Origin of the sequence: Variovorax sp. PAMC26660 (assembly GCF_014302995.1) — a bacterium.
GTDB lineage: Bacteria > Pseudomonadota > Gammaproteobacteria > Burkholderiales > Burkholderiaceae_C > Variovorax.
In genome coordinates, this window is record NZ_CP060295.1 from 4,148,222 (window position 1) to 4,172,627 (window position 24,406).

Annotated in this window: 10 protein-coding genes; 7 read left to right on the forward strand and 3 right to left on the reverse strand. The window is 68.6% G+C overall.

The window, feature by feature from the left end; genetic code table 11:
* Positions 1-18 precede the first annotated feature (18 nt).
* Positions 19-1,521 carry a M81 family metallopeptidase gene (locus H7F35_RS19565; RefSeq protein WP_187108257.1) on the forward strand — a complete coding sequence of 501 codons (1,503 nt, stop codon included), beginning with the start codon at positions 19-21 and terminating at the stop codon, positions 1,519-1,521.
* Positions 1,522-1,594: 73 nt separating this feature from the next.
* Positions 1,595-2,746 carry a M20 aminoacylase family protein gene (locus tag H7F35_RS19570; protein ID WP_410010796.1) on the forward strand — a complete coding sequence of 384 codons (1,152 nt, stop codon included), beginning with the start codon at positions 1,595-1,597 and terminating at the stop codon, positions 2,744-2,746.
* Between the two features lie 19 nt (positions 2,747-2,765).
* Here H7F35_RS19570 and H7F35_RS19575 read toward each other — a convergent pair whose 3' ends face one another.
* Positions 2,766-4,082, reverse strand: a complete 1,317-nt coding sequence (locus H7F35_RS19575; protein ID WP_187108259.1) for a CynX/NimT family MFS transporter — start codon at positions 4,080-4,082, stop codon at positions 2,766-2,768.
* Complete coding sequence (locus tag H7F35_RS19580) at positions 4,079-4,759, reverse strand: FadR/GntR family transcriptional regulator (protein ID WP_187108260.1); 681 nt, start codon at positions 4,757-4,759, stop codon at positions 4,079-4,081. The genes H7F35_RS19575 and H7F35_RS19580 overlap by 4 nt, the downstream gene beginning before the upstream one ends.
* 343 nt (positions 4,760-5,102) lie before the next feature.
* On the opposite strand from H7F35_RS19580, the gene H7F35_RS19585 reads away from it, so the two are divergent.
* The 5 genes from H7F35_RS19585 (at position 5,103) to H7F35_RS19605 (ending at position 22,855) form a co-directional block, all read left to right on the forward strand.
* The gene (locus H7F35_RS19585; RefSeq protein ID WP_187108261.1) at positions 5,103-5,996 is read left to right on the forward strand and encodes a LysR family transcriptional regulator; all 894 of its coding nucleotides are present in this window, start codon (positions 5,103-5,105) and stop codon (positions 5,994-5,996) included.
* 467 nt (positions 5,997-6,463) lie between these two features.
* Entirely contained in the window at positions 6,464-7,069 is a 606-nt protein-coding gene (locus tag H7F35_RS19590) for a DUF11 domain-containing protein (protein ID WP_187108262.1), read from the forward strand.
* Between the two features lie 49 nt (positions 7,070-7,118).
* The gene (locus tag H7F35_RS19595; RefSeq protein WP_187108263.1) at positions 7,119-10,028 is read left to right on the forward strand and encodes a beta strand repeat-containing protein; all 2,910 of its coding nucleotides are present in this window, start codon (positions 7,119-7,121) and stop codon (positions 10,026-10,028) included.
* 241 nt (positions 10,029-10,269) lie between these two features.
* Positions 10,270-17,523, forward strand: a complete 7,254-nt coding sequence (locus tag H7F35_RS19600) for a DUF11 domain-containing protein (protein ID WP_261803283.1) — start codon at positions 10,270-10,272, stop codon at positions 17,521-17,523.
* Between the two features lie 58 nt (positions 17,524-17,581).
* Entirely contained in the window at positions 17,582-22,855 is a 5,274-nt protein-coding gene (locus tag H7F35_RS19605; protein ID WP_187108265.1) for a beta strand repeat-containing protein, read from the forward strand.
* A gap of 31 nt (positions 22,856-22,886) precedes the next feature.
* Here H7F35_RS19605 and H7F35_RS19610 read toward each other — a convergent pair whose 3' ends face one another.
* Positions 22,887-24,368 (reverse strand): TPM domain-containing protein, encoded by a 1,482-nt coding sequence (locus tag H7F35_RS19610; RefSeq protein WP_187108266.1) that lies wholly within the window; start codon positions 24,366-24,368, stop codon positions 22,887-22,889.
* Between the last annotated feature and the right edge of the window lie 38 nt (positions 24,369-24,406).

Genomic DNA, 24,406 nt, shown 5'->3' on the forward strand with positions numbered 1-24,406 from the left:
AATGAAAAAAAGGATGTCATGAAAGTCTTCATCGCCGGTTTCCAGCACGAGACCAACACCTTCGCGCCCAGCAAGGCGGACTGGGCCGCCTTCAACGCGGGCTCCAGCTTTCCGCCGTACCGGCGCGGCGCTGCGATCGTCGAGGCCTATGCGGGCAGGAACATTCCCGTCGGCGGGTTCATCGACGCGGCGCGCGAGAAGGGCTGGTCGCTGGTGCCTTCGGCCTGGGCCGGCGCCACGCCCTCGGCGCACGTGACGGAAGACGCCTTCGAGCGCATCTCGGCCGCGATCACCGAAGACCTTGCAGCCGCGCTGGCCGATGGCGGCATCGACGCGGTCTACCTCGACCTGCACGGCGCGGCCGTGACCGAGCACCTGGAAGACCCTGAGGGTGAACTGATCGCGCGCATCCGCATGTTGGTCGGGCCTGACGTGCCCATCGTCGCGAGCCTGGACTTGCACGGCAACATCACCGCGCAAATGCTGGCCGAGGCCGATGCGCTGGCCACCTACCGCACCTACCCGCACATCGACATGGCCGACACGGGCCGGCTCGCAGCGACGCTGCTGGAGCGCCGCGTGGCGCGCGGTTCGCGCGAGCCGCTGCATGCGCGGCGGCTGAGCTTCCTGCTGCCGCTGAACGTGCAGTCGACCATGATCGAGCCGGCCGCATCGGTGTACGGATTGTTGAAGGAACTCGACGCGAAGCACGACGCGGTGCTGAGCTTTGCCACCGGCTTTCCTGCCGCCGACATCGCCGAGTGCGGCCCGGTGGTGTGGGGCTACGGTGATGACGCCGGCACGGCGGTGGCCACGCTGTATGAGCGCATCGACCAGCCGCGCTCGCAATGGCGGCTCGACGTGCTGGCGCCGCGCGTGGCGGTGGCGCGGGCGTTGGAGCTGGCGGAGGGTGCGAGCCGCCCGGTCGTCATTGCCGACACGCAGGACAACCCCGGCGCGGGCGCCGACAGCAACACCACCGGCATGCTGCATGCGCTGCTGGCCGAAGGCGCGGGCAAGCGCTTTCCGGGGCAGGTGGCGTTGGGCTTGATGTTCGACCCGGCCGCCGCAGCCGCGGCGCACGAAGCCGGCCTCGGCGCGCAGATCCGCATCGCGCTCGGCACCTCGGTGCCCACGTGGGGCGGCCAGTTCAGCGATGCGCCGGTCGAGGGCCTGTTCACTGTGACCGCGCTCAGCGACGGCCAGGTGCAGGGCAAGGGTCCGATGTCGCGCGGCGGTACGGTGTCGCTCGGCGCTAGTGCCTGCCTGGAGATCGACGGCGTGCGGATCGCCGTGGCCAGCGGCAAGAGCCAGATGCTCGATCGCGAGTTCTTCCGCTACCTGGGCATCGAGCCCGAGGCGATGAAGCTGCTGGTCAACAAAAGCTCGGTGCATTTCCGCGCCGACTTCGCGCCCATCGCCAGCACCATCCTCGTGGCCAAGGCGCCGGGCCCGATGGCTGCCGACCCGGCCGATCTGCCGTGGACGCGGCTGCCCGCCACGATGGCGCTGCAACCCTGAGCAGCCGACAGATTCTTCCCCTCCAACCTCAGAGAACACGATGCCGCAGAACGCACAGCACTACCTTGAGTACATGAGAAAGAACGCCGCCGAGTTCGTCACGGTGCGCCAGCAGATCCACCAGAACCCCGAGCTTGGTTTTGAAGAGTTCGGAACCAGCGACCTGGTGGCCGGGCGCCTCACGGCCTGGGGCTACGAAGTCGAGCGCGGGCTCGGCGTGACGGGGCTGGTCGGGCGCCTCAAGCGCGGCGGCGGAACGCGCGCCATCGGCATCCGTGCCGACATGGACGCGCTGCCCATCGAAGAGAAGACCGGCCTGGCCTACCGCAGCGGAAGGCCCGGCATCATGCACGCCTGCGGCCATGACGGCCACACCGCGATGCTGCTCGGCGCGGCCAAGTACCTCGCGCAGCACGGCGAGTTTTCGGGCACGCTCAACCTGATCTTCCAGCCGGCCGAAGAGGGCATGGGCGGCGCCGTGAAGATGATGGAAGACGGCCTGTTCGAGAAGTACCCCTGCGACGCGGTCTATGCCATGCACAACTCGCCGGGACGGCGGCAGGGCGACCTCGTGTTCCGCGAAGGCGCGGCCATGGCCTCGTCGGACTACGCCACCGTCACGCTCACCGGCGTGGGCGGGCACGGCGCCATGCCGCATCGCTCGGCCGACCCGATCGTTGCCGCGTCGAGCATCGTGATGGCGCTGCAGACCATCGTCTCGCGCAACGCCGATCCGCAGGAGATGACCATCGTCACCGTCGGTGCCATCCATGCCGGCAAGGCGAACAACGTGATTCCCGAAACCTGCGTGCTGGAGATCAGCGTGCGTTCGCTCCATCGCGAGATGCGCGAGCTGCTCGAAAAGCGCGTGAAGGCCATCGTGAATGCGCAGGCCGAGAGCTTTGGTGTGAAGGCGCACATCGACTACCGCAAGGGCTATGCGGTGCTGGTGAACACGCCGGATGAAACCGAGTTCGCGCGGCGCATCGGCCGCGAGCTGGTGGGCACGGAGCATGTGGAGCCGCAAGGCCCGGCCGTCACCGGCAGCGAAGACTTCGCGTTCATGCTGGAGAAAAGGCCCGGCTGCTACCTCTTCATCGGCAACGGCGCGCCGGGCCAGCACGGCGGTTGCATGGTGCACAACCCCGGCTATGACTTCAACGACAGCAACCTGCCGATCGGCGCGGCCTACTGGGCGCTGCTCGCCGAGAGCTACCTGCAGTAAGCGCGCTGCGGTGACGCGCTCAGTGCCTGGGCACCGTCACCGCACCCACATGCAGCGTGCGCCCCGCGCCGAGGCCCGCGATGACCAGCGCAATGCCCAGCCCGACGAAGAGCCAGGCCGATGCGCGGAAGCTGCCGGTCCATCCGTGCAGCAAGCCAGCCACCAGCGGACCGAAGGCCGCCACCATGTAGCCCACGCCCTGTGCCATGCCCGACAGGTGCGCGGCCACGTGCGAATCGGGTGAGCGCAGCACGATCACCGTGAGCGCCAGCGCAAAGGTGCCGCCTTGCGCAATGCCCAGCAGCACGGCCCAGAGCCACACACCTTGCAGCGGCGCGAACAGCATCGCCAGCATGGCCGTGACCGTGAGCGTTGCGAGCACCACGGCCAGGCCGCGCTGGTTGCGCAGCTTCACGGCCAGCGCCGGCACCACGAGGCAGGTCACCACCTGCGTCATCACCGACAGCGACACCACATAACCAGCCGTTTCGCTGCCGAGCCCGCGCTCGCGAAGGATCGGCGCGAGCCAGCCCATCACGATGTAGGCCAGGGCGGATTGCAGCCCCATGAAGAAGGTGACCTGCCAGGCCAGCTTGTCGCGCCAGAGCCCGCGCACGGTGAAGCCCGATTCGCTCGCCACCGGCTTCAGCGGCAGCGCCTGCGGCGCCCAGATCAGCGTGACGAGCGCGGCCGGCAATGCCCACATCGCAAGCGCCATCGTCCAGCCGCCGCCCAATGCATGTTCGATCGGCACCGTCAGGCCCGCGGCACTGGCGGCGCCGCCGCACACGGCCATGGTGTACAGGCCCATCATCAGCGCCGCCTGCTTGGCGAAGTCGCGCTTGACCAGCCCAGACAGCAGCACGTTCGACACCGCGATGCCGCTGCCTGCGATGGCCGAGGCCAGGAACAGCAGCGGGATGTTGCCGGTGCCGCGCAGCACCGTGCCCAGCAGGATCAGCACCATGCAGCCGAGCAGCGTGCGCTCGGTGCCGAAGCGGCGGCCCAGCCACGGCGCGAGCGGCGCGAAGACGCCCAGGCAGACGATCGGCAGCGTGGTCAACAGGCTCGCGGCCGTGGCCGACAGGCCGGTGGCCTTGATGATTTCGGGCAGCACCACCGACAGGCTGGCAAACACCGGCCGCAGGTTGAACGCGATCAGCACCACGCTGGCGCCGAGCAGGATGCGTCGGCCGGTGCTCGGCGCAGGCGTGGGGCGTGGCGGGGGTTGGCTGTCGACCTCGGCGTCGATCAGCAGTTCTTCGGTGGTGCCGGGGTGTGCGGGCTGGGTGCGTGGCGTCGAGGTGGAACCGGGGGAGAGCGTGATCGAACTCATGCCGCGCCCAGCGACAGCGCGTTGATCATCGGCGCCATGAAAGCGCGCACCGCAGCGGCCGCGATGTCGGGGTCGCCACTGGCAATGCCTTCGACGATGGAGCGGTGCGCGGCCTCGTCGGGTTCGGGCAGGCTGCTGCTCATCGTGCTGGCGATGGTTTCCTTGATATAGCCGGTGACGAAGCGGCAGGTCTCGGCCAGCGCGAGGTTGCCCGACACATCGACGATGGCCAGGTGAAAGGCGAGGTCGCGTTCGATGAAGCCGGCGCCACTGTCGCTCGCATCGGGCACGCCTCGCTTGTCGAGCAGGGTGTTCAGCCGGCGCAGGTCCTTCGCCGTGTGGCGCACCGCGGCCAGCCGCGCCGCTTCGACTTCGAGCGCGCGGCGCACCTCGAACTGGTCGCGCAGGCTGGCGCGCCGCATCTTCTGCAGGCTGGACGAGGGATCGAAGCCCGAGCGCACATAGGTGCCCGAACCCTGGCGCACTTCGAGCAGGCCGCGCGACACCAGCGTCTTGACGGCTTCGCGCACCGTGCCACGGCTCACGCCCAGCAGCAGCGCAAGTTGCGGCTCGATCGGGATGCGACTGCCAACCGCCCAGCGTCCGGCGGAAATTTCGGTGCGGATGCTGTTGGCGGCGGAGTCCGCCAGGGAGGTGCGAGGCGCTTGGGCAAGCATCAGGTGAGCCTATTCATTCAATGATTGGACGAATTTTGACGCCAAAGCAGAGTCCGGGATGCCCGCGAGGTGGTTGTCCACCTTGCGGCTCTGCCAAGGTTCAGCACTCTTGTTCGCAGGATTTTGCAAGCTGGATTCGCAGATTTATGGCCAAACGGTGAACTTTTCCCGCCATTTAGGAAACGTTGCATCAATTGTTACCAATCATCAACTCGATGGCTGAAAATGAAACTAAAGGTCACTTATGAATCAGTAGGTTGCCTTGGTCCTGCATTGTGGCCCTGCGCCCTGGCTTGCAGGCGCGTTCAGGGAGAAAACAAAAAACGGATCTCGCCGGGCTGAAATGAAGGATTTTTCTTTGTCGGATGTGCGGCTTTTCACGAAAGCCGCCCAGCTTGGAGGACTGACTCCCGCTGCCGACGTACTCAATGTGCCCAAGGCCTCCGCGTCGCGTCAGCTCCAGAGGCTGGAAGCCACGGTGGGGCACCTGCTGTTGCATCGCGGCTCCGCCCGCTTCGCGCTGACGGAAGAAGGCCGGGAATTCCTGGTGGCGGCCCAGCACGTGCTGACCATCCTCGACGACGTCATGCTGAACCTGTCGTCCGGCGGCGGCGCCGTGAATGGACGCCTGCGCATCGCCGTGCCTCATTACTACGGCCGGGAACTGCTGATGAGCCACCTGCCGGCCTTCATGACGGCCTATCCGCAACTGGAAGTGGTGGTCGAGACCGGCAAGGACCGCGCGGACCTGTTCCGCGACGAGGCCGACCTGGCCATCCGGCGCGGCCGCGAAGGCTGCGACGAGCTGGTCGCACGCCATCTGAAGCACGAACCGCTGACGCTGTGCGCCGCGCCGGCCTACCTGGCGCCGTTCCCGCGCATCGAGAGCCTGTCGGACCTGGCATCGCACTTCTTCCTGACCACCGATGCCGAGGGGCGCAAACGCGAAATCAACCTGGCGACTGCTGAAAAGATCCACCGGGTGCGGGTGGAAAGCGTATTTCAGTCGGACGATCTTGAATTGATCCTGCAATTGGCCATGTCGGGCAGGGGCATTGCATTGGTTCCCGTGTCGCTGGCCCGGGCGCAGATTGAAAGCGGCCTGCTGGTGCCGGTGCTTCCATCGCTGAATTTGAAACCGCAGGAAATCAATCTGGTTTATTTGCCGTCTCGCAGGAATTCTCCAAAGATCAAAACCTTCGTGGATTACGTGCTCAGTATTTTCAAATCATCCTGATCCCGCCAACGGCCATCGACTGTCAAGCGTCGAGCGGCCCGTATTTCTTCTTTTCCTGAATTTCACTGCAAAAAACGCAGCGGGAACACCCTTGCCTGGATCTTTGCCGCCCTCGCGCGACAGAGGGAAGAGGCGCGTTTGAAACCGCCGGTTGTCGAAACCGGAACCTTAATTCCGAATCATGGGTTGTCGGATCTGAGGGGTGCAGAACAGCGTTTTCGAATATACATTCCGTCACTCCAAAAATAAAAGTTAACAAATGTTGACGGGACCCTGACTGCGACTGAGAAATCGCAGCAGGCCGGCAGCCAGCGCCTGCTTCGAAGCCATTCGAGCGCAAGCGACTGTTGTTCTCCCCAATGCCAGCCCATGCAAGGCCGGCGTTTCCCATTGCGGCCCGAGCCGCTTATTTCACGCCCGGTATTTACCGGGGGTGGACTCCTGTGTGTCCTGAATTCGGAGCAACCATGTCCATTAAAAAACTGACTCAATTCGCTTGCCGCCGCGGCATCTCCCATTTCGCTGCCCGCATGGGCGCCGGCGCGCTCGTCGTTGCAAGCCTGAGCGGCCTGGCCGGCACCGCCATGGCCCAGTCCACCGCCGCCACCGAGGCTGCGCAGAAGACGCAGAACAAGGCCGTCGCCGTCGTGCTGACCCAGCACAAGGTGGTGAAGGACGCGCAAGGCAAGGAGCAACTGCTCGACGCCGGCTCGGTGAAGCCCGGCGATGTGGTCGAGTACCAGGCCACCTACACCAACAACACGGGCAAGCCGGTCACCGGTCTCGTGGCCGACCTGCCGATTCCCGAAGGCCTGGCCTACCTGCCGCGCAGCGCCAAGCCGGGCGCCACGCTCGTGCAGGCCGCGACCAAGGACGCCGTGTTCGGCCCCGAGCCGCTGACGCGCAAGGCGGCCGGCAACAAGACCGAACCCGTGCCCTACGCCGACTACCGCGCGCTGCGCTGGAGCCTGGGCCAGCTGCCCGCCAACGGCAGCGCTGCCGTGAGCGCGCGCGCCAAGGTCGAGACGGTCGTGCCGCCCGCACCGCCGGCCGTGGTCGGTGCCGCGCGCTGACCCACCCGCTTTTCATGTTCCCGTTCTTTGACAACCGAGGAGAAATCACGTGATTCCCACCCTGCCAACCCGGCGCAGCAACGGCTTCAGGCCGGCTGCGTCGTGGGTCGGCGCCGCAGCGTTGACGCTGGGCTTCCTGTTCGGAAGCCCGGCTTCTTTTGCTGCCGCACCGCCCGCCAACACCGTCATCGGTAACCAGGCCTCAGCCACTTATTCCGATGCGGCCGGCACCACGCAACTGGCCACGTCCAACCTGGTCCAGACCACGGTGCAGCAGGTGGGTTCGTTCACGCTCGACTCGGTCAGCAGCGTCACCACCACCGTCATCAACACCAAGATCGGCGCCGTCGGCTCCACGGTCTACGCACCGCACACGCTGACCAACACCGGCAACGGCAACGACACCTTCACGATCAAGGTCGACGCCGACACGGACAAGTTCTCCAAGGTCGAGGTCTATGCGGACGCCAACGGCGACGGCGTGCCCGACAGCACCACCAGCCTGTGTACTGCCACGGGCGCCGCAACCTGCGACGTTCTGGCGCTGCCGGTGGCCGGCAACAACGGCGTGTTCCGCTTCGTCGTGGCCTACACGATTCCCGGAACGGCCAGCGGCGCGGGCACTGTCCCCGCCACCTTCGACACGGCGACCCTTACCGCCACGCCAGGCACGCCGGCGCTGTACACCGCGCCGAACACCTCGGCAGCCGTCAAGGACGACATCCAGCTGACGACGGCTGCGGCGTTCAACGTCACCAAGACGATCGGTGCGCCGTCCGTGTCCGCTCCCGGTGGCGGCGCATGGCCCACGGCTGCCAACGGCGGCCAGCGTTCGTCCTCGGCAAGCTGCGCGACGGCATGGTCGGCAGGCCTGGCTTCCAGCGCGACCTGCCAGTACACGGTCTACACGCTCACCTTCAACAACACGGGTGGCGCCCCCGGCAGGTTCGCCATGTCCGACACGCTGCCCAGCGGCATGACCTACGTCGCGGGTTCCGCGGTGTGGAGCAGCGTTCCCGGCACGGCATTGGGCGACGGCGCGGCCGGTGATCCGACCGGCATCGACTTCCAGGTCAGCGGCAACACGCTGAACACCGTGGTCGCCTCGCTCGGCCAGAACGTCACGCAGACCGTCAGCTTCGTGGTGCTGGTGAACACCAGCGCCGCCATCGGCACCTCGACCACCACCAACGTGGCGAAATTCGAGCCGACCACCGTTCCCCTGACGACCACTGCGGCGTCCATCGGCACGCCAGGCTCCAGCACGAACCCGTCGGCGTACACGGTGCTTGCCAACTACGGCGTCGTCGTGGGCGCCAACGGCTCGACCGCCGCCAACGCCGCCGACACCACGCCGGGCACGCCCAACGGCACCGCGAACGACCTGACCACGCGTGCGTCGGTCGTGGCCGGTGGCAGCGTGAAGTTCACCCAGACCGTGTTCAACGCCGGCACAGGCAGCGACACCGTGAACCTCTCTGTGTCGTCGAATACCTTCCCGGCCGGCACGACCTTCCTGTTCTTCGCGGCTGACGGCTTCACGCCGTTGCTCGACACCAGCGGCGACGGCGTGCCCGACACCGGCCCGATCGCGGCTGGGAGCAGCGTCGGCATCGTGGTGCAAGCCAACGTGCCTTCGGCCACGGCTGTCGGCGCGGGTCCGTACTCGGCCACGGTGGCGGGTCGTTCCGTGGGTGACGGCACGAAGATCGACGCCACGCTCGACACGGTCACCATCGTCGTGGGCTCGCTGGTCGATCTGACCAACACCGCTGCCGGCACGGGCACGGGTTCGGTCGGCGACGGCGACCTGGGCCCCGGCCCGAGCCCGAACCCGACCACGACCAACGCGACCGCGGCCGGCACCGGCACGGTGTTCGCGCTGTTCGTCAAGAACAACGACACGAAGAACAACACCTACAACCTGGCGGCCAGCCAGTCGACCAGCTTCCCCGGCTCCCTGCCGGCGGGCTGGACGGTGAAGTTCGTGGCCTCGGGTGGCACCTGCGCGTCCGCGGCGATCACGTCCGTGGCGGCCAACGCCGGCGTCCAGGCGCAGGTCGCTGCCTGCGTGACGCCGCCCGCGACGCAAGCGCCGGTCACTGCACAGAAGATCTACTTCCAGGTGCAGTCCACCGCCACCGCTTCGACCGGCGTGATCGTGTCCGACACGAAGACCGACGCAGTGACCGTCACCGTCCCCCTGACGTACAGCGCCACGCTCTCGCCGAACAACAGCGGCCAGGTCGCACCGGGCGGCACCGTGGTGTACCCGCACACGCTGAGCAGCACCGGCAGTCAGAGCTGCGGCGCGTACACGCTGACGGCAACCGTGCCATCGGCTGACGCTTCGCTCGGCTGGACCACCGCGATCTACCTCGACGTGAACGGCGACGGCCAGATCGATGCCAACGACACGCTGGTGACCAACTCGTCCGCCCTGACGCTGGCCGCGAACGGTTCGCAGAAGCTGCTGGTGCGCGTGTTCGCACCGGGCGGTGCGACCGCTGGCGCCACCGACACGGTGAGCGTGACCGCGACCTTCACGGCCAACTGCGGCGCGCCGACGGCGACCGACATCAGCACGGTGATCACCGGCCAGATCCGCGTCGTCAAGACGCAGGCTGCCAGCGCCGCCTGCAACGGCGTGGCCGACACCGCGTTCGCTGCAACCCCGCTGACGCTGAAGCCCGGCCAGTGCATCGTCTACAAGGTGATTGCCACCAACGAAGGCACAGCACCGGTCACCAACATCGCCATCAACGATGCGGTGCCCGCGTACACCGCGCTGAGCGCGACGCAGCCCGCTGCGCTCACGCAATGCACCTCGACCGGCGTGAGCGGCACGGCACTGGCCTATGCGCAGACCGCCACCGCCGTGAGCTGCGGCAGTGCGGCCAACACCGTGGCCCCCAGCGGCACGGCCACGCTGCTCTTCTCCGTGAAGATCAACCAGTAACGACAAGGGTTTGAGTCGCCGGTGGGCCTCGGGGTCCGCTGGCTTTCGCGAGGCGCTGCCTTGGCCGCGCCTCGCCTTTTTCCCTTGCCGCTTTCGCACGACAGCAGCCATTTGTGTCGCTGCCGCTGCAGCAGCGCGCGAGCGCGCCTGTCCCCCAGGCGGCAGAGGAAAGAGTTCTTTCTTTCGATTTGTGATGAGGTCCGCCCGCCATGCGCGCGTGGACCGACGGAAGGTGTGTCGCGTGCAATTTCTTGTCGAGTCTCCGAGCATCCGCTCGCACCGGTGGCGAGGCGGCAGGGCCGCCGCCACCGTGGCGGCGTGTGTCCTGGGCTTCGTCCTGAGCAGCACGGGCGCGCATGCCGCGCCGGCCCCCGGCGGCACCGTCATCCGCAACGTGGCCACCGCCACCTACGTGCCGGCCGGCCTGCTGCAGACCGAGACATCGAGTTCCAACGGCGTCAGCGCCAACGTGATGGCGGTCGAGTCGCTGCTGCTCACGCAGGACCAGGCGGTCAGCCGGCCGCCGGCCAGCATCGTCACGCTGAGCCACGTGCTCACCAACACCGGCAATGTGCCGTCGACCTACACACTGGGCCTTGTGAACAACGGCGCGGGCTGCCCGGCCGACACGCTGGACCTGTCGTCGCTGCGCGTGGTGCGCGACGGCAACAACAACGGCGTGGTCGATGCGGCCGATCCGGTGCTGCCGCTGGGCGTCGGCGGCGCCCTGGCGCTGCAGCCGGGGCAGGGCGTCGCGCTGCTGGTGCAAGGCACCGTTCCGGCTGTCGCGATGGGCAGCGCCTGCGTGGCGTTGACGGCCACCACCGCGTTGCAGAACATCAGCGCGGTGAACCGCGACACCGTCAACGTCGGTGATCTCGCGGTGCTCGCGCTCACCAAGTCGGCGAGCTATCCGGGCATCGTCGAGCCGGGCAACACGCGCATCGACTTCAGCGTGTCGGGCACCAACATCGGCGCGCGCGACGCGCAGCCCGGCAATACCGCAGCGCCCGCCGGCACGCGGGTGACGGTGAACAACACGCCCACGGCCTTGCTGCTGCTGCGCGACGTCGTGCCCATCGGCACACGCTACATCGCGGGCACGCTGCAAAGCACAGCGGCCGGCGCGGTGCGCCTGTTCCGCCTGCAGGGCGATGCCGAATTCAGCTACCGCACGGCGGAAGATGCCTCGGCCATCGAAGTGGCGATCGGCGTGCCGGTCGCGCTCACGCGCAACGCATCGATCGCCATGCAGTTCGCGGTGCAGGTCAAGGCCGACCAGAGCGGCGAGATCCGCAACACCGCGCAGGGCTTCTACAACGACGGCGTGGCACCGGCGGTGGCGCCGTCGAACACCGTGCTCATCACCACGAGCCAAAGTCGCATCGGCGTGGCCAAGGCCGCGTCCGCGCCCCGCATGAACCGAGGCAGCGACGGCCAGCCCGATGGCACGGCCACCGTGACCTTCGATGTCAACGTGCGCAACTACGGCTCCCTGTGGCTCTATGGCGTGCAACTGCCCGACCTGATGGAAGGCAGCGGAGCCACGCAGTTCGGCAACTACACCACGGCCGCCTTGCCGGCCGCGAACCAGTACACCGTCGTGCCCGGCACGCTGGCCATCGCCAACAGCCAGGGCAACGGCACCGCGGTGGCCGTCAACAACGCCTTCAACGGCACGGCCTCCGGGCAGAACCTGCTGGCGCCGGGTGCGGTGCTGCCGGTGGGCGGGCAGTTCACCGTGCGCTTCGACGTGCGCTTCAATGTCGCGGGCCGTGCCTCCACGCTCTACAACACCGTGCGTGCGCAGGCGGCGCTTGCGGTGGGTGCCCTGCCGACCATCTTCGACGATTCGGTCAACGGCAGCAACCCCGATGCGGACGGCGACGGCAACCCGAACAACGACGCCTCGCCCACGCCGGTGTCCACGCAGTTGCCCACGCTCTCGCTGGTCAAGACGGTGTCGCCGCCGCGCCGCATCGCGCAGGGCGTGTTCGAGCTGGACTACGTGCTGAAGGTCAGCAACACCGGCATTGCGCCGGCGCCGAACGTGCGGTTGATCGACAACCTCAACTGCACCTTCGACATGGACAAGCCCGAAACCCATGTCGCCGCGTGGGAACTCACCGCTGTGCCCAAGGCGCGCAACGGCCTGCTCGATGTGGCGGGCGGCTTCACCGGCCGCGCCGCCTGCAACCGCGAGACGCTGACCAGCGCCGACCCGTTCAAGCTGCCGACCGAAGCCGCGCTGAGCCTGACCGACGGTGCCCGCGCGCTCGCACCGGGGCAGAGCGAAGAGCTGTCGTTCACCGTGCGCATCACGCAGAAGGCCGACGCGATCGGCAGCCGCCTGGCGCTCACCAACAAGGCCTGGGCCGCGGCGTTCGACCAGAACACCGTGAACGTCACGCCGGCGATGCTGGTGGTGGCGAGCGCGAGCACGGCGCAGTCGCTGGTGGCCGACCCGGAAGGCACGATCTACAACTCGCTCACGCGCGAGCCCGTGGCCGGTGCGGTCGTTACCTTCGCACGGCAGTCGTGCCGCAGCGGGCCGGTCACGCCGGTCACGCCGGACGACCTGTTCGGCGGCTCGTCGGGCGTCTACACCTTCCATGCCAACGGCAGCGCGTCGATGACCACCGGCGCCGACGGCGGCTACCAGTTCTTCCTGCAGTCGCCTCCGGTCACGGGCACGTGCACCTACACACTGGACGTGACGCCACCGGCGGCCAGCGGCTATGCATTCCCGTCGCAGCTCATCACGGTGACGCCCGGCACCCTGGATCGCTGCGGCGCCATCGTGCCCAACGGCGGCCCGCCGAAGGGCTCGGACCCGACCACCCACTACTTCTCGCTGAACGCGGGCTTCGACGCCTCGGGCGCGGCCTGCGACGTGGTGCACAACCACATTCCGCTCGACCGCGGCAACGTGCTCGGGCTGGTGCTGCGCAAGGAAGGCAGCAAGCGCGAGGTCGAGTTCGGCGACTTCATGGACTACGCGCTGGTCGTCACCAACAAGACCGGTTTTCCGTTCACCGGCGTGAGCCTGGCCGACAGCCTGCCGCCGGGCTTTGCCTACGTGGCGAACAGCGCGCGGCTGAACGGCGCCGTCACCGCCAACCCGGTCGGCGGCGCGGGGCCGCAACTGCTCTTCAACTTCCCGTCGCTGACCCTGGCCGCCGACCAGTCGGCCGTGTTGCGCTACCGCGTGCGCATCGGCGTGGGCGCGCCCACCAACGGCGACGCCATCAACCGCGCCCGCGCCAACTCGGGCCGGATGCAATCGAACCTGGCGAGCTGGACCGTGCGCGTGACCGGCGGCGTGTTCTCCGACGACGCCTTCCTGTTCGGCAAGGTCTACATGGACTGCAAGCGCGACGGCAGGCAAGAGGGCTCCGACGAGATCGGCGTGCCCGGCGTGCGCCTGTACATGGAAGACGGCACGCACGTCGTCACCGACGTCGAAGGCAAGTGGAGCCTGTACGGCCTGAAACCCATCACCCATGTGCTGCGTGTCGACCAGACGACCTTGCCTCTGGGCGCGCGGCTCGAATTGCTCGACAACCGCAACGCCGGGCGCCCCGAGAGCCGCTTCGTCGACCTGAAGAAGGGCGAGTTCCACAAGGCCAACTTCGTCGTCGGCAACTGCGACGCACCGGACGTGATGAAGGACGTGATCGCGCGGCGCGCCGCCATCGCCGCCATTCCCGACACCGAAGCCGAGGCGCAGGTGCGCATGCGCCTGGACCCCGAAGGCCGCATCGTGCCGGTCGGCGATGTGCGCTCGCTGCCCGCCAGCGGCCAGGCACTTGCCACGGGCAGCACCGGCGCCAGCACGCTCGCCACTTCGGCCCCGCTGATCGCGATGCCTTCGGCGCCCGCCGGCGCGAGCGGCTTCGTCAACGGTGCAGCGGGCACCATGGGCGGCACGCTCGGCGCCAGCGCCGCACCACCGCCCACACCCGCAGGCAGCCTGTTCGCCGCGCTGAACGGCCTGCCCACCAACGCACAAGGCGCGTCGGCCACGGGCGGCGGCGCGGCCGGTGTGGGCGCTTTTGCGAGCCGGCCAGTCAACACGAACACCGCGATGCTCGAGCCGCGCAGTTCGCCATTGCTGGCGCAGGCCGTGCCCAGCCCCATCGAACTCGAAGCGCTGCTGCCGCAGATCGACAACAACGCCCCCGGCTTCATCGACCTGAAGGATGGCGACACGCTGCCCGGCCTGCTGGTCAATGTGCGCGTCAAGGGCGAGGACGGCCTGGCGCTGCGCTTGAGCGTCAACGGCAAGGCCATCGAGGAGCGGCGCGTCGGCAAGAAGACGCAACTGCCCGCCAAGAAGCTCGGCGCCTGGGAATACATCGGCGTGGTGCTTCAGCCCGGCACCAACCGCCTGCAGCTCGAAGCGGTGGACCCCTTCGGCAACGTGCGCGGCACCGTGCAGCAGATCAGCGTGATCGCGCCCGACAAGCTCGGCGCCATCCAGATCGACGTACCCGAATCGGCGCAGGCCGACCTGCGCACGCCCGTCATCGTGAAGGTGCGCCTGACCGACGCGGCCGGCGTGCCCGTGACCGCGCGCACGCAGCTCACGCTGGAAGCCGACCGGGGCCGCTGGCTCGACGAGGACCTGAACCCGGCCGAGCCCGGCACGCAGGTCTTCATGGACGGCGGCGTGGCCGAGTTCCGCCTGCTGCCGCCCGGCGAGCCCGGCGATGCGCGCATCCGCGTGACGGCCGGCAGCTTCGTGAAAGAAGTGCGCCTGGCGTTGATGCCCGAGATGCGCCCGATGATCGCGGTCGGCATCGTCGAAGGCGTGCTCGACTTCACCCAGCGCGGCGGCGTGCCGCTGGGCGCCATGCCGGCCGGCGCGGCCTTCGAGTCCGAACTCACCGGGCTGGCCGACGAGGGCAACAAGAACAGCCGCGCCTCGGCCCGCACCGCCTTCTTCCTCAAGGGCACGGTCAAGGGCGAATACCTGCTGACCGCCGCCTACGACTCGAACAAGACGCGCAACGACCGCCTGTTCCGCGACATCCGCCCCGATGAGTTCTACCCCGTGTACGGCGATTCGTCGGTCAAGGGCTTCGATGCACAGAGCACGCAGAAGCTGTATGTGCGCATCGACAAGAACCGCTCCTACCTGCTGTACGGCGACTTCACCACCGCCAGCAGCACCGAGGTGCGCAACCTGAGCCAGAACAACCGCGCGCTCACGGGCCTGAAGCACGTCTACGACGACGGCAACGTGCGCGCCACCAGCTTCTTCTCGCGCACGGCGCAGACGCAGCAGGTCGAAGAGTTCCGCGCCGTCGGCACTTCGGGCCCGTACTACCTGAGCGCCAAGGGCGGCGAGTTCGTCGACAACAGCGAGCAGGTCGAGATCGTGGTGCGCGACCGCAACCAACCGAATCTGGTGCTGCAGCGCACGACCGTGGCGCGCTTCGTCGACTACACCATCGAGCCGCTCACGCGCCGCCTGCTGTTCACGCACGCGATTGCCTCGGCCGATGCCAACCTCAATCCGCAGTCCATCCGCGTGACCTATGAAGTCGATGCGGGCGGCCCCAAGTTCAACGTGGCCGGCACCGACGTGCAGGTGAAGGTCACCGACAACCTGCAACTGGGCGTGGTCGCGAGCACCGACGAAAACCCCGAGAACCGCCGCAAGCTCGGAGCCGTCACCGCCGTGGCGCGCGTGGGCGACAACACCACCATGGCCGGTGAGTGGGTGCGTACCGAGTCCGACAAGAACGGCAAGGGCAACGGCGGGCGCATCGAACTGCGCCACCAGACCGCCGACCTGGCCGTGGTCGCGCTCGCCAGCAAGACCAGCACCGGTTTCGACAACCCCGGCGCCAGCTTCTCGGCCGGCCGCACCGAAGCCTCTGCGCGGGCCGAGTACCGCATCGACAGCACCACCGCGCTGCGCGGCGAGGCGATCTATAGCCAGGACGCATTGCTCGAAGGCAGCCGCCGCGGCTTCACTGCCAGCGTGCAGAAGAAGTTCGGCGACCAACTGGTCGGCGAAGTGGGCCTGCGCCACGGCCAGAGCGGTGCGGGGCTGGGCAGCAGCTCGGGTTTCGACTACGGCCAGATCTCGACCTACAGCGGCAACCTGGGCAGCGGTGTCGGCGCCAGCAACGTCACCGCGCTGGGCGGCGCGGCCAACGCCAACGCACATGCCGAAGAGCTGACCACCCTCCGCGCGCGCGTCTCGGCCCAGATGCCGGGGCTGCCGCAGGCCAATGTGTTCGTCGAAGGCGAGCAGGACATCCGCAAGTCCGACCGCCATGTGCTGGCCGTGGGCGGCAACTACGCGGTGACCGACAAGACGCGCATCTACGGCCGCTACGAGCTGGTTTCCAGCCTCTACGGCCCGGACGAACTCACGTCGAGTTCATCGAACAACGTCGGCATTCTCGGCATCGAGAGCAGCTACATGGAGGGCGGGCGCGTGTACAGCGAATACCGCCTGGCCGACAGCCTGGACGGCCGCGCCGCGCAGGCGGCCACGGGCGTGCGCAACACCTTCAAGATCAGCGAAGGCCTGAGCGTGACCGGCGGCATCGAGCACACGCGCCAGCTCGGCGGCTATCGCAACAGCGGCAACAGCGGCACGGGCTATTCGGGTGGCCTGGGCCAATCGACGGCCATCACCGGCGGCCTGGAATACATCACCGAGCGCATGAAGACCAGCGGCGTGCTCGAAGCCCGGCACGGCGACGACGCCAACACGCGCCTGTTCAGCGCGGGCTTCGGCTACAAGCTGGACCGCTCGTGGAGCCTGCTCGCGCGCAGCGTGATGAGCGACAGCGAAGGGCAGGGCACCAACGCCGGCAACGAGCGCCACCTGTCGCGTCACCAGATCGGGCTGGCCTACCGCCCGGTCGATACCGACAGCTGGAACGCGCTGATGCGCTACGAGCGCCGCAGCGAGCGCGTGGTGGGCACCGGCAGTTCGACCGGCGCGCTCGACGGCGGCAGCGTGTTCGGTTCGGGCTACGGCAACGCGAGCCTGCCCGGCACCACCAGCGCCGACATCGTGTCGGCCCACTTCAACTACAACCCGCGCCCCGGCACCGTCGTCAACGGACGCTATGCAGCCAAGTGGTCGCGCGCCGACGACGGCCTGCTCAAGAGCACCTACTGGGCGCACCTGCTGCAGGCGCGCTACACGCAGGACATCAACAAGGACTGGGACTTCGGGGTGCAGGCCGGCCTGCTGTACGGCAAGGACGGCGCGCTGCAGAAGACGGTGGGCGTGGAAGTGGGCTACCAGGTCATGAAGGATCTGTGGGTCTCGGCCGGCTACAACTTCGTGGGCCTGAAGGACCGCGACCTCACGGCCAACGAATACACCAGCAAGGGCGCCTACATTCGCCTGCGCTTCAAGTTCGACGAGACGGGGCTCGGCTTCCCCTCGGCCGGCGCGCAGCGCCAGGCGAAGGGCCGGGCGGGCGACGCCGCGCCGGTGACCGCAGATGACAAGAAATGATTCGGCCTTCAAGGCGGAACAGATGACTCAAATTCCAACTTCGCATCGAGCCCGGCCTGTGCGCAGCCTTCGCTGGCTGTGGGCGGGCGCGCTGGCACTGTCCGCGCTGTCCCTTTCGGCGCCGGCCAGCGCCGCCCAGGTGGCCTGCACGCCGCAGACGGCCTACAACACCTGCGTCCAGATCACCTACAACGGTGCGGACCAGCCCTTCACCGTGCCGGCCGGCGTGAGCGCCGTGCTCATCAAGGCCTGGGGTGCGGGCGGCGGCGGGCCGAACACGAGCTACTACACGGCGCAACGCGGCGGCGGCGGCGGCGGCTTCGCCACCGGCACGCTGGCGGTGACGCCCGCCTCGACGCTGGGCATCCGTGTCGGCCAGGGTGGCCGGATGAACGACATCACGGGCGTCTTCGGCGGCGGTGGCGCGGGCGGCAACGGTGCCAACATCAGCCGGGGCGCCAGCGGCGGCGGCCTGTCGGGCGTGTTCCTGAGCGCGAGCTACACGCAGGGCAATGCCCGGCTCATCGCCGGCGCGGGTGGCGGTTCGTCCCCGGGGGCGGATGTGGGCACGCCGAGCGGCGCCGGTGGCGGCGGTCTCGTCGGCGGCAGCGATGGAACGAGCGGAAGCGGCAAGGGCGGCACGCAATCCGCGGGCGGCGCGGCGGGCAGCGGCGGCTCCTGCAACCTCGGCAGCGCGACCGGGGGCGGCGCACTGCAGGGCGGTCAGGGCGCCTCGACCAACCAGAACCAGAACGAAGGCGGCGGCGGCGGTGGCGGTGGCTACTTCGGCGGCGGCGGCGGCATCTGCCAGGGCACCGACCCCAACGGCATGGGCGGCGGCGGCTCCAGCTACCTGGCACCGGCGCTGACCGGGAGCAGCACCGTGGGCGGGTCGAACTCGGCGTCCGACAACACCGGCGGCGCGGCTGCCAATTCCGGCGACGCGCACTACGTTGCCGGTGTGGCCGCGGGCGGTGGCGGCAATGCCAGCGGCGGCAACGGGCTCGTGGTGATCCAGTACAACCTGCCGATGCCCGTGCTCACCTTGGGCAAGACGGCACCGTCGACGGTGGTGCAGAGCGGGGCGATGACCTACACCCTGAGCCTGACCAACAACGGCACCGCCGCCACGGGCACCACCGTGATCGTGCGCGACCGGCTGCCAACGGGCGTGAGGGCCACGGCGGTTGCGCCGGGCGCCAATGTCACGTCCGTGAACTGCGGCACGATGCCCAGCGCAAATGCGGCGTTGCTGAGCTGCACGATGACATTGCCCGCCGGGGGCATACCCATCGGGGAGACGCGAAGCTTCACGCTCACCGCCACCGCGCCGGCGACCGTGAACACCGTGGTCACCAACTACGCGAGCGCCGAAGTCGACGGCAACGGCGTGCCTGCCACCAACCCCAGCGCGAGCTGCGTATCGAACGCCACGGTCAGTTGCGCCAGCGCCAGCACCACCGTGGTCGGACCGGCCGCGCCGGCACGCTCGGGTGAACGCACCGTCACCGACAACATGACGGCCAACGGCACCGACCAGGACGTGCTCGAAGCCATCGTGCGCGACGCGTCCAACAACCAGTTGCCGGGCATCGTGGTGACCTTCGCCGCGACGCCCGGCGTGGCATTCAACGGCGGCGCGATCGGTGCAGCGGGCAGTTGCACCACCGACGCCAGCGGCCTGTGCAGCGTGACGGCAACCAGCACCATCGCAGGCACCAAGAGCAGCGTGGTCAGCACCTCGACCGGTGTGCTGACGGGCTCCTTCACCTTGAACGGCAAGTCCTACGGCCCGAGCCCCGCCAGCTACACCTTCGTGGTCGGCACGCCGAGCGCCGCCCAGTCGGGCCTGCGCGTGGCCACGGACAACCAACTGGCCAACGGCATCGCCAAGGACGTGTTGCAGGTCTACGTGCGCGACGCCAGCGGCAACCCGGTGGGCGCGGGTGTCGTCGTCAACTTCGGCGCCACGCCCAACGTGGCCTTCGGCACCGGCGCGGTGGGCGCGGCCGGCAGTTGCACCACCACCAGCGCGAGCCAGTGCGACATGCCGGCCGCCAGCACGGTGCCCGGCAGCTACGCCACCACGGCCGTGACCCTGGGCGGTGTGGAGCTGGGCGGCAGCTTCACGGCTGGCGGCAACACCTACCAGCCCAGCCCTCAGCCCTACAGGTTCGGTGCGCTGCCGACGGTCACGATCCAGAAGACTTCGCTCAACGGCACCGGCACCTTCGACTTCACCGGCACCAACGGCCTGACGGCGCAGAGCATCACCACGCTGTTGGCGAACACGCCGACCAGCGCGCCGACGCAGACGCTGGCGGCGGCCGGCACGGTCACCACCATCACCGAGGGGGTGCCGCCTGCAGGTTTCTCGCTGACCACGGCCGCCTGCACCGGCATGGGTGCGGGCGGCACGGCCACGCTGTCGGGCCGCGTGCTCACGCTCAATGCGGCGGCCACCGCGCCCGGCAGCAACCTCGTCTGCACGTTCACCAACACCGGCCTCACCGGCCCCACCTCGCCGCCGATCCCGCCGACAGTGAGCTGTGCCACCAACGCGGCGGTCTTCAACACCGCCTACGCCGGCCCCAACGGCCCGCCGTTGTCCGGCGGCCGCGACAGCGTGTGGGAATCGGGCGAGGGCTCGGCCACCGGCGGCCCCGGCAGCGTGGCCGCGTGGCAGCGTTCGTTCGTGGGCAACAAGGCGCCCGGTGCGTGGATCAACTCGCCCTTCAGCAACGCCAACTGGAACTCCAACTACGACCCCAGCCATGCGGGCAACGTGGATGTCTACCACCGCTTCACCTTCAACATGGACGGGACGGTGAACCCGGGAACGTTCTCGCTGAAGCTGGATTTCTACTCGGACAACTCGGTCGCCGAAGTGTTCGTCAATGGCATGCTGCAAAGCGTGCCGGGTGTGCCGCAAGGTGGCGCGGACCCCTACAACTTCACCGGCTACAAGGCCGGCCAGCAGGCCAGCGCCACGCTGTCGAGCAACTGGCGCACCGGCAGCAATACGGTCGTTGTCCACGTCAAGAGCGGGCCGCCCAACGAAGGCTTCCTGGCGCAGGCCACCACCGCCGCCGTCTGCGTGGCGCCCACCGTGGCGCTGTCCAAGACCACCACCGGCGGCGCGGGCGGGCCGTTCAACTTCACGCTGAGCAACACCACACAGACCAACGGCGTGGTGAGCACCATGGCGGCCGGCACGGCCGTGCAGGTGGACGGCAACACGGTGGCGGCGGGCACGCAGCCTTTCTCGGCCACGGCTGCGGCCGCCCCGATCACCATCACCGAGCCGGCGGTGCCGGGCTGGAACCTGGCGAGCGCCCTGTGCACCGATGCCGGCACGCCGATCGGCAGCCTGGGCAGCGGCGCCAATGCGCGCACCTACACGATCCCCGCCGAGAGCGTGCAGTACGGCAAGCCGCTGCAATGCCTGTTCACCAACGCGGCCTCCGCCACGGTGACGATCAGCAAGGTGAGCAACGGCGGCACTGGTGCCTTCGGCTTCACGGGCAGCAACGGCCTGGCCGCGCAGACGATCACCACGGCCACCGCCGGCACCGCGGTGGCCGGCGCGATCCAGACGCTCGCCGCGCCGGGCGTGGCCACCACCGTCACGGAAGATGTGCCGCCCGCCAACTACGCGCTCATCGGCGTGAGTTGCACCGGCCTGGGCGCGGGCGGCACCGCCACGCCCGACCTGCCCAACCGCAAGGTCACGCTCGACGCGGCGGCCACCGCGGCGGGCAGCAACATCGCCTGCACCTTCACCAACACCTTCACGCCGCCGTACCCCAAGGTGCGGATCGTGAAGACCACCACCGGTGGCAGCGGCGCGAACGTGTTCGGCTTCGCGCTCAGTGGCCTGTCGGCATCCACCGACAGCATCACTGTCACCGGCGCGGACACCGTGAGCGGCGCCGCCAACCTCACCGGCACCGCCGGCCTGGAAGCGACCATCAAGGAAAGCGCGCCCGCCGGCTGGCCCGCCAACCCGATCAGCGCGAGCTGCGTCGATGCGGCCAGCGCCACGCCCACCACGCCCTTCGGCACGCTCGTGGGCAACCAGCTCACCTTGCCCGCGGCGCGCATGGTGGCCGGCGCCGACATCAGTTGCACCTTCGTCAACGGCTTCGGCTACAGCGTGTCGGGGCGCGTGTTTCTCGACAACGGCATCGGCACAGGTGGCACCGCGAACGACGGGCTGATCAACGGCGCCGAGGGCGGCATCGCTGGCGTGCCCGTGCGGCTGACCAACTGCGGCGCCACCGTGATCTCCACCGCCACCACCGACGGCGGCGGCAGCTACGCGCTCGACGTGCCTTTCGGCACCGCCGCGAATACGCCGCTGTGCGTGGAGCAGACCAACACCGCGTCGCGCCTGTCGACCGGCGCCTCGTTCAGCAGCGTCAGGCTGCCCTCGGGTTCGGCGGTGGCGAGCGGTGGCACCACCTACACCTACACGCGCGCCGGCACGCCCGACCGCATCGCCTTCACCTGGAACGGCAGCGGCCATGCAGGCCTGAACTTCGGCGACGTGGAGCGCAACACGCTGGCCGCCGATGGCGCCAAGAGCGGACTGCCAGGCAGCACGGTGAGCTATGCGCACACCTTCATCGCGCGCACCGGCGGCACGGTGAGCTTCAGCATTTCGAGTTCGGTGGACACGCCGGCCATCGGCGGCTGGAGCGGCAAGATATTTGCCGACACGGGCTGCACCGGTTCGCTGCAGCCCGGTGCGGCCTTGCTCTATCCGCCCTCGGCGCCGGTCACCGTGGTGGCGGGGCAGAACGTGTGCCTGCTGATGCAGGAGTTCATTCCGGCCAGCGCGGGCAACGGCAACAACAACCGCAGCACCGTGCAGGCCAGCTTCGACTTCACCAACGCCGGCCCGGCGCTGAGCGCGAGCTACACGGTGCTGGACATCACCACGGTGTCGAACAGCGCACTGGAGCTGAAGAAGGAAGTGCGCAACGTCACGCAGGGCGGCAGCTTCGGCGTCAACAACCAGGCCAAGTCGGGCGAGACGCTGGAGTACCGCGTCACCTACATCAACAACGGCATGACGCCGATCACCGGCATGACGGTCAACGACACGACGCCGCAGTACACCGCCTTCGTCGCCGCGCAGGCCGGCACCACGCCGGCGTCGTTGACCGGCTGCAGCAAGAACACGCCGGCCAATGCGGCGCCCGCACCGGCGGTGGCCTGCGCCGCCGCGCAGACGGTGGGCGGCACTGGCGGGCTGCGCTGGGCATTCGGCGGCTCGCTGGCGCCGGGCGGCACGGGCGAAGTGCTGTTCAGCGTGAAGGTGGACTGACTTTCTTCACACCTTGTGCGCGGTGAGCGGACTACCAGCTTCCGGAGGCGCCACCGCCACTGCTGGAGCCGCCACTGCCCGACGACGAGGAGGAGCTGTCCGACGAACTGCTGCTGCTCGAAGAACTGCTTGACGAACGGCTGCTGCTGCTCCACCCGCTGTCGCGATCGTCGTCGTCGTCGTCGCCATCACCCCGGCGTCTGCTGTTGGTGGGGAAGAAACCGAACACCAGCGCGATGAAGCTCACCAGCGCCATGCCGATCCAGCTTTCGTCAGGCTCCGGGCCCGGCCGCAGCTCGACGAACGCGAAGCCGATGGCACCGGTCACCAGCGCGAGCCGCACCATGAACCAGGGCACGCTGCGCTGCCAGTGGATGCGCACGCCGACCACGACCGCCGCGAGGCCGATGCCGACGAAGCAGGTGACGAACACGCCCACGATGACCCACGGCAGCTTGTCCGCGCCCAGATAGAACCCCAGGCCGATGAGCGCCGCGATCGCCAGCGCGATGCAGATGAACACGTAGCGTGCCGTCTTGAACCGGCCCGACAGGTAGCCGACCCCGTACATGAAGCTGACCGGCATGAAGAGGATGAACGGCATCGCGAGGTTCATCAGCGCCAGTGCCGCAGCCGCCGGTCCGGCCGCGAGCAGGCCCAGCACCACCGGCCAGCGTCGCGGCTTGGGGCCCGGGGCCTGTGTCTTCAGGTCGGCCCACAACGCGGCGTCGCGTTGTGCTTCGTGCTCGGCCAGCCGCTGGCCCTTGCGGCCCCGCTTGCCCGTGCCTTGCGACACCACGCGCGGCTCCGAAGGCGGGCGTGGCCGGCTTCCGTGCCACGCGCCCACGCCGAGGGTCCAGAGCACCACGGCGAGCGAGGCCAGGTTGGTCTGCGACTGGCTGGCGTTGGTCGAGAACATGTCGATCAGGCGGCGCAGCAGCGACGGCTTGCGTTCTTGCGGCGCGGGCGGTTCTTCTTCCAGCGCCGTCACCGCCGGCGGTGGCGAAAGAAGCTGTGACAGCGACTGCACCGCGGCCCGCACGCCGCCGGCCACATCGCCGTCGCGAAAGCGCGGCTTCATCTCGTTGTCGATGATGCGAGCGGCCTGGATGTCGGTGATCCGGCCTTCCAGGCCCGTGCCCACGTCGATGCGCATGCGGCGGTCTTTCAGCGCCACCAGCAGCAGCACGCCGTCGTCTTCACCCTGGCGGCCGAGCTTCCATTGCGCGAAGACGCGCGCGGCGAACTGTTCGATGGATTCCTCGCCCGTGGTGGGCACGATCAGCACCGCGAGCTGGGCCTGCGTGCTCTGCTCCACCTCGGAGATGTCATGGCGCAGCGTGCTGGCATCGTCCGCATTCAGCGTCTTCGCGAGGTCGACCACGCGCGATGTCATCGCGGGCACGGCAAGCGGCTTGGCCTGTGCGGGCGCACAGAGCACGCACATTGCTGCCACTGCAGTGAAGAGCCAAAGCCAGGCCCAGGCCGCCATCGGTCTTGCGCGGGATTCCATCGGTATCGGTCCTCCTGAGATGGCGAGGTGTGCGAAGC

What these genes read in the sequence shown, in the direction of transcription:
- H7F35_RS19565 (WP_187108257.1), top strand. Translation starts at nt 19, where the DNA reads ATGAAAGTCTTCATCGCCGGTTTCCAGCACGAGACCAACACCTTCGCG.
- H7F35_RS19575 (WP_187108259.1), bottom strand. Translation starts at nt 4,082, where the DNA reads ATGAGTTCGATCACGCTCTCCCCCGGTTCCACCTCGACGCCACGCACC.
- H7F35_RS19585 (WP_187108261.1), top strand. Translation starts at nt 5,103, where the DNA reads ATGAAGGATTTTTCTTTGTCGGATGTGCGGCTTTTCACGAAAGCCGCC.
- H7F35_RS19580 (WP_187108260.1), bottom strand. Translation starts at nt 4,759, where the DNA reads ATGCTTGCCCAAGCGCCTCGCACCTCCCTGGCGGACTCCGCCGCCAAC.
- H7F35_RS19590 (WP_187108262.1), top strand. Translation starts at nt 6,464, where the DNA reads ATGTCCATTAAAAAACTGACTCAATTCGCTTGCCGCCGCGGCATCTCC.
- H7F35_RS19570 (WP_410010796.1), top strand. Translation starts at nt 1,595, where the DNA reads ATGAGAAAGAACGCCGCCGAGTTCGTCACGGTGCGCCAGCAGATCCAC.
- H7F35_RS19610 (WP_187108266.1), bottom strand. Translation starts at nt 24,368, where the DNA reads ATGGAATCCCGCGCAAGACCGATGGCGGCCTGGGCCTGGCTTTGGCTC.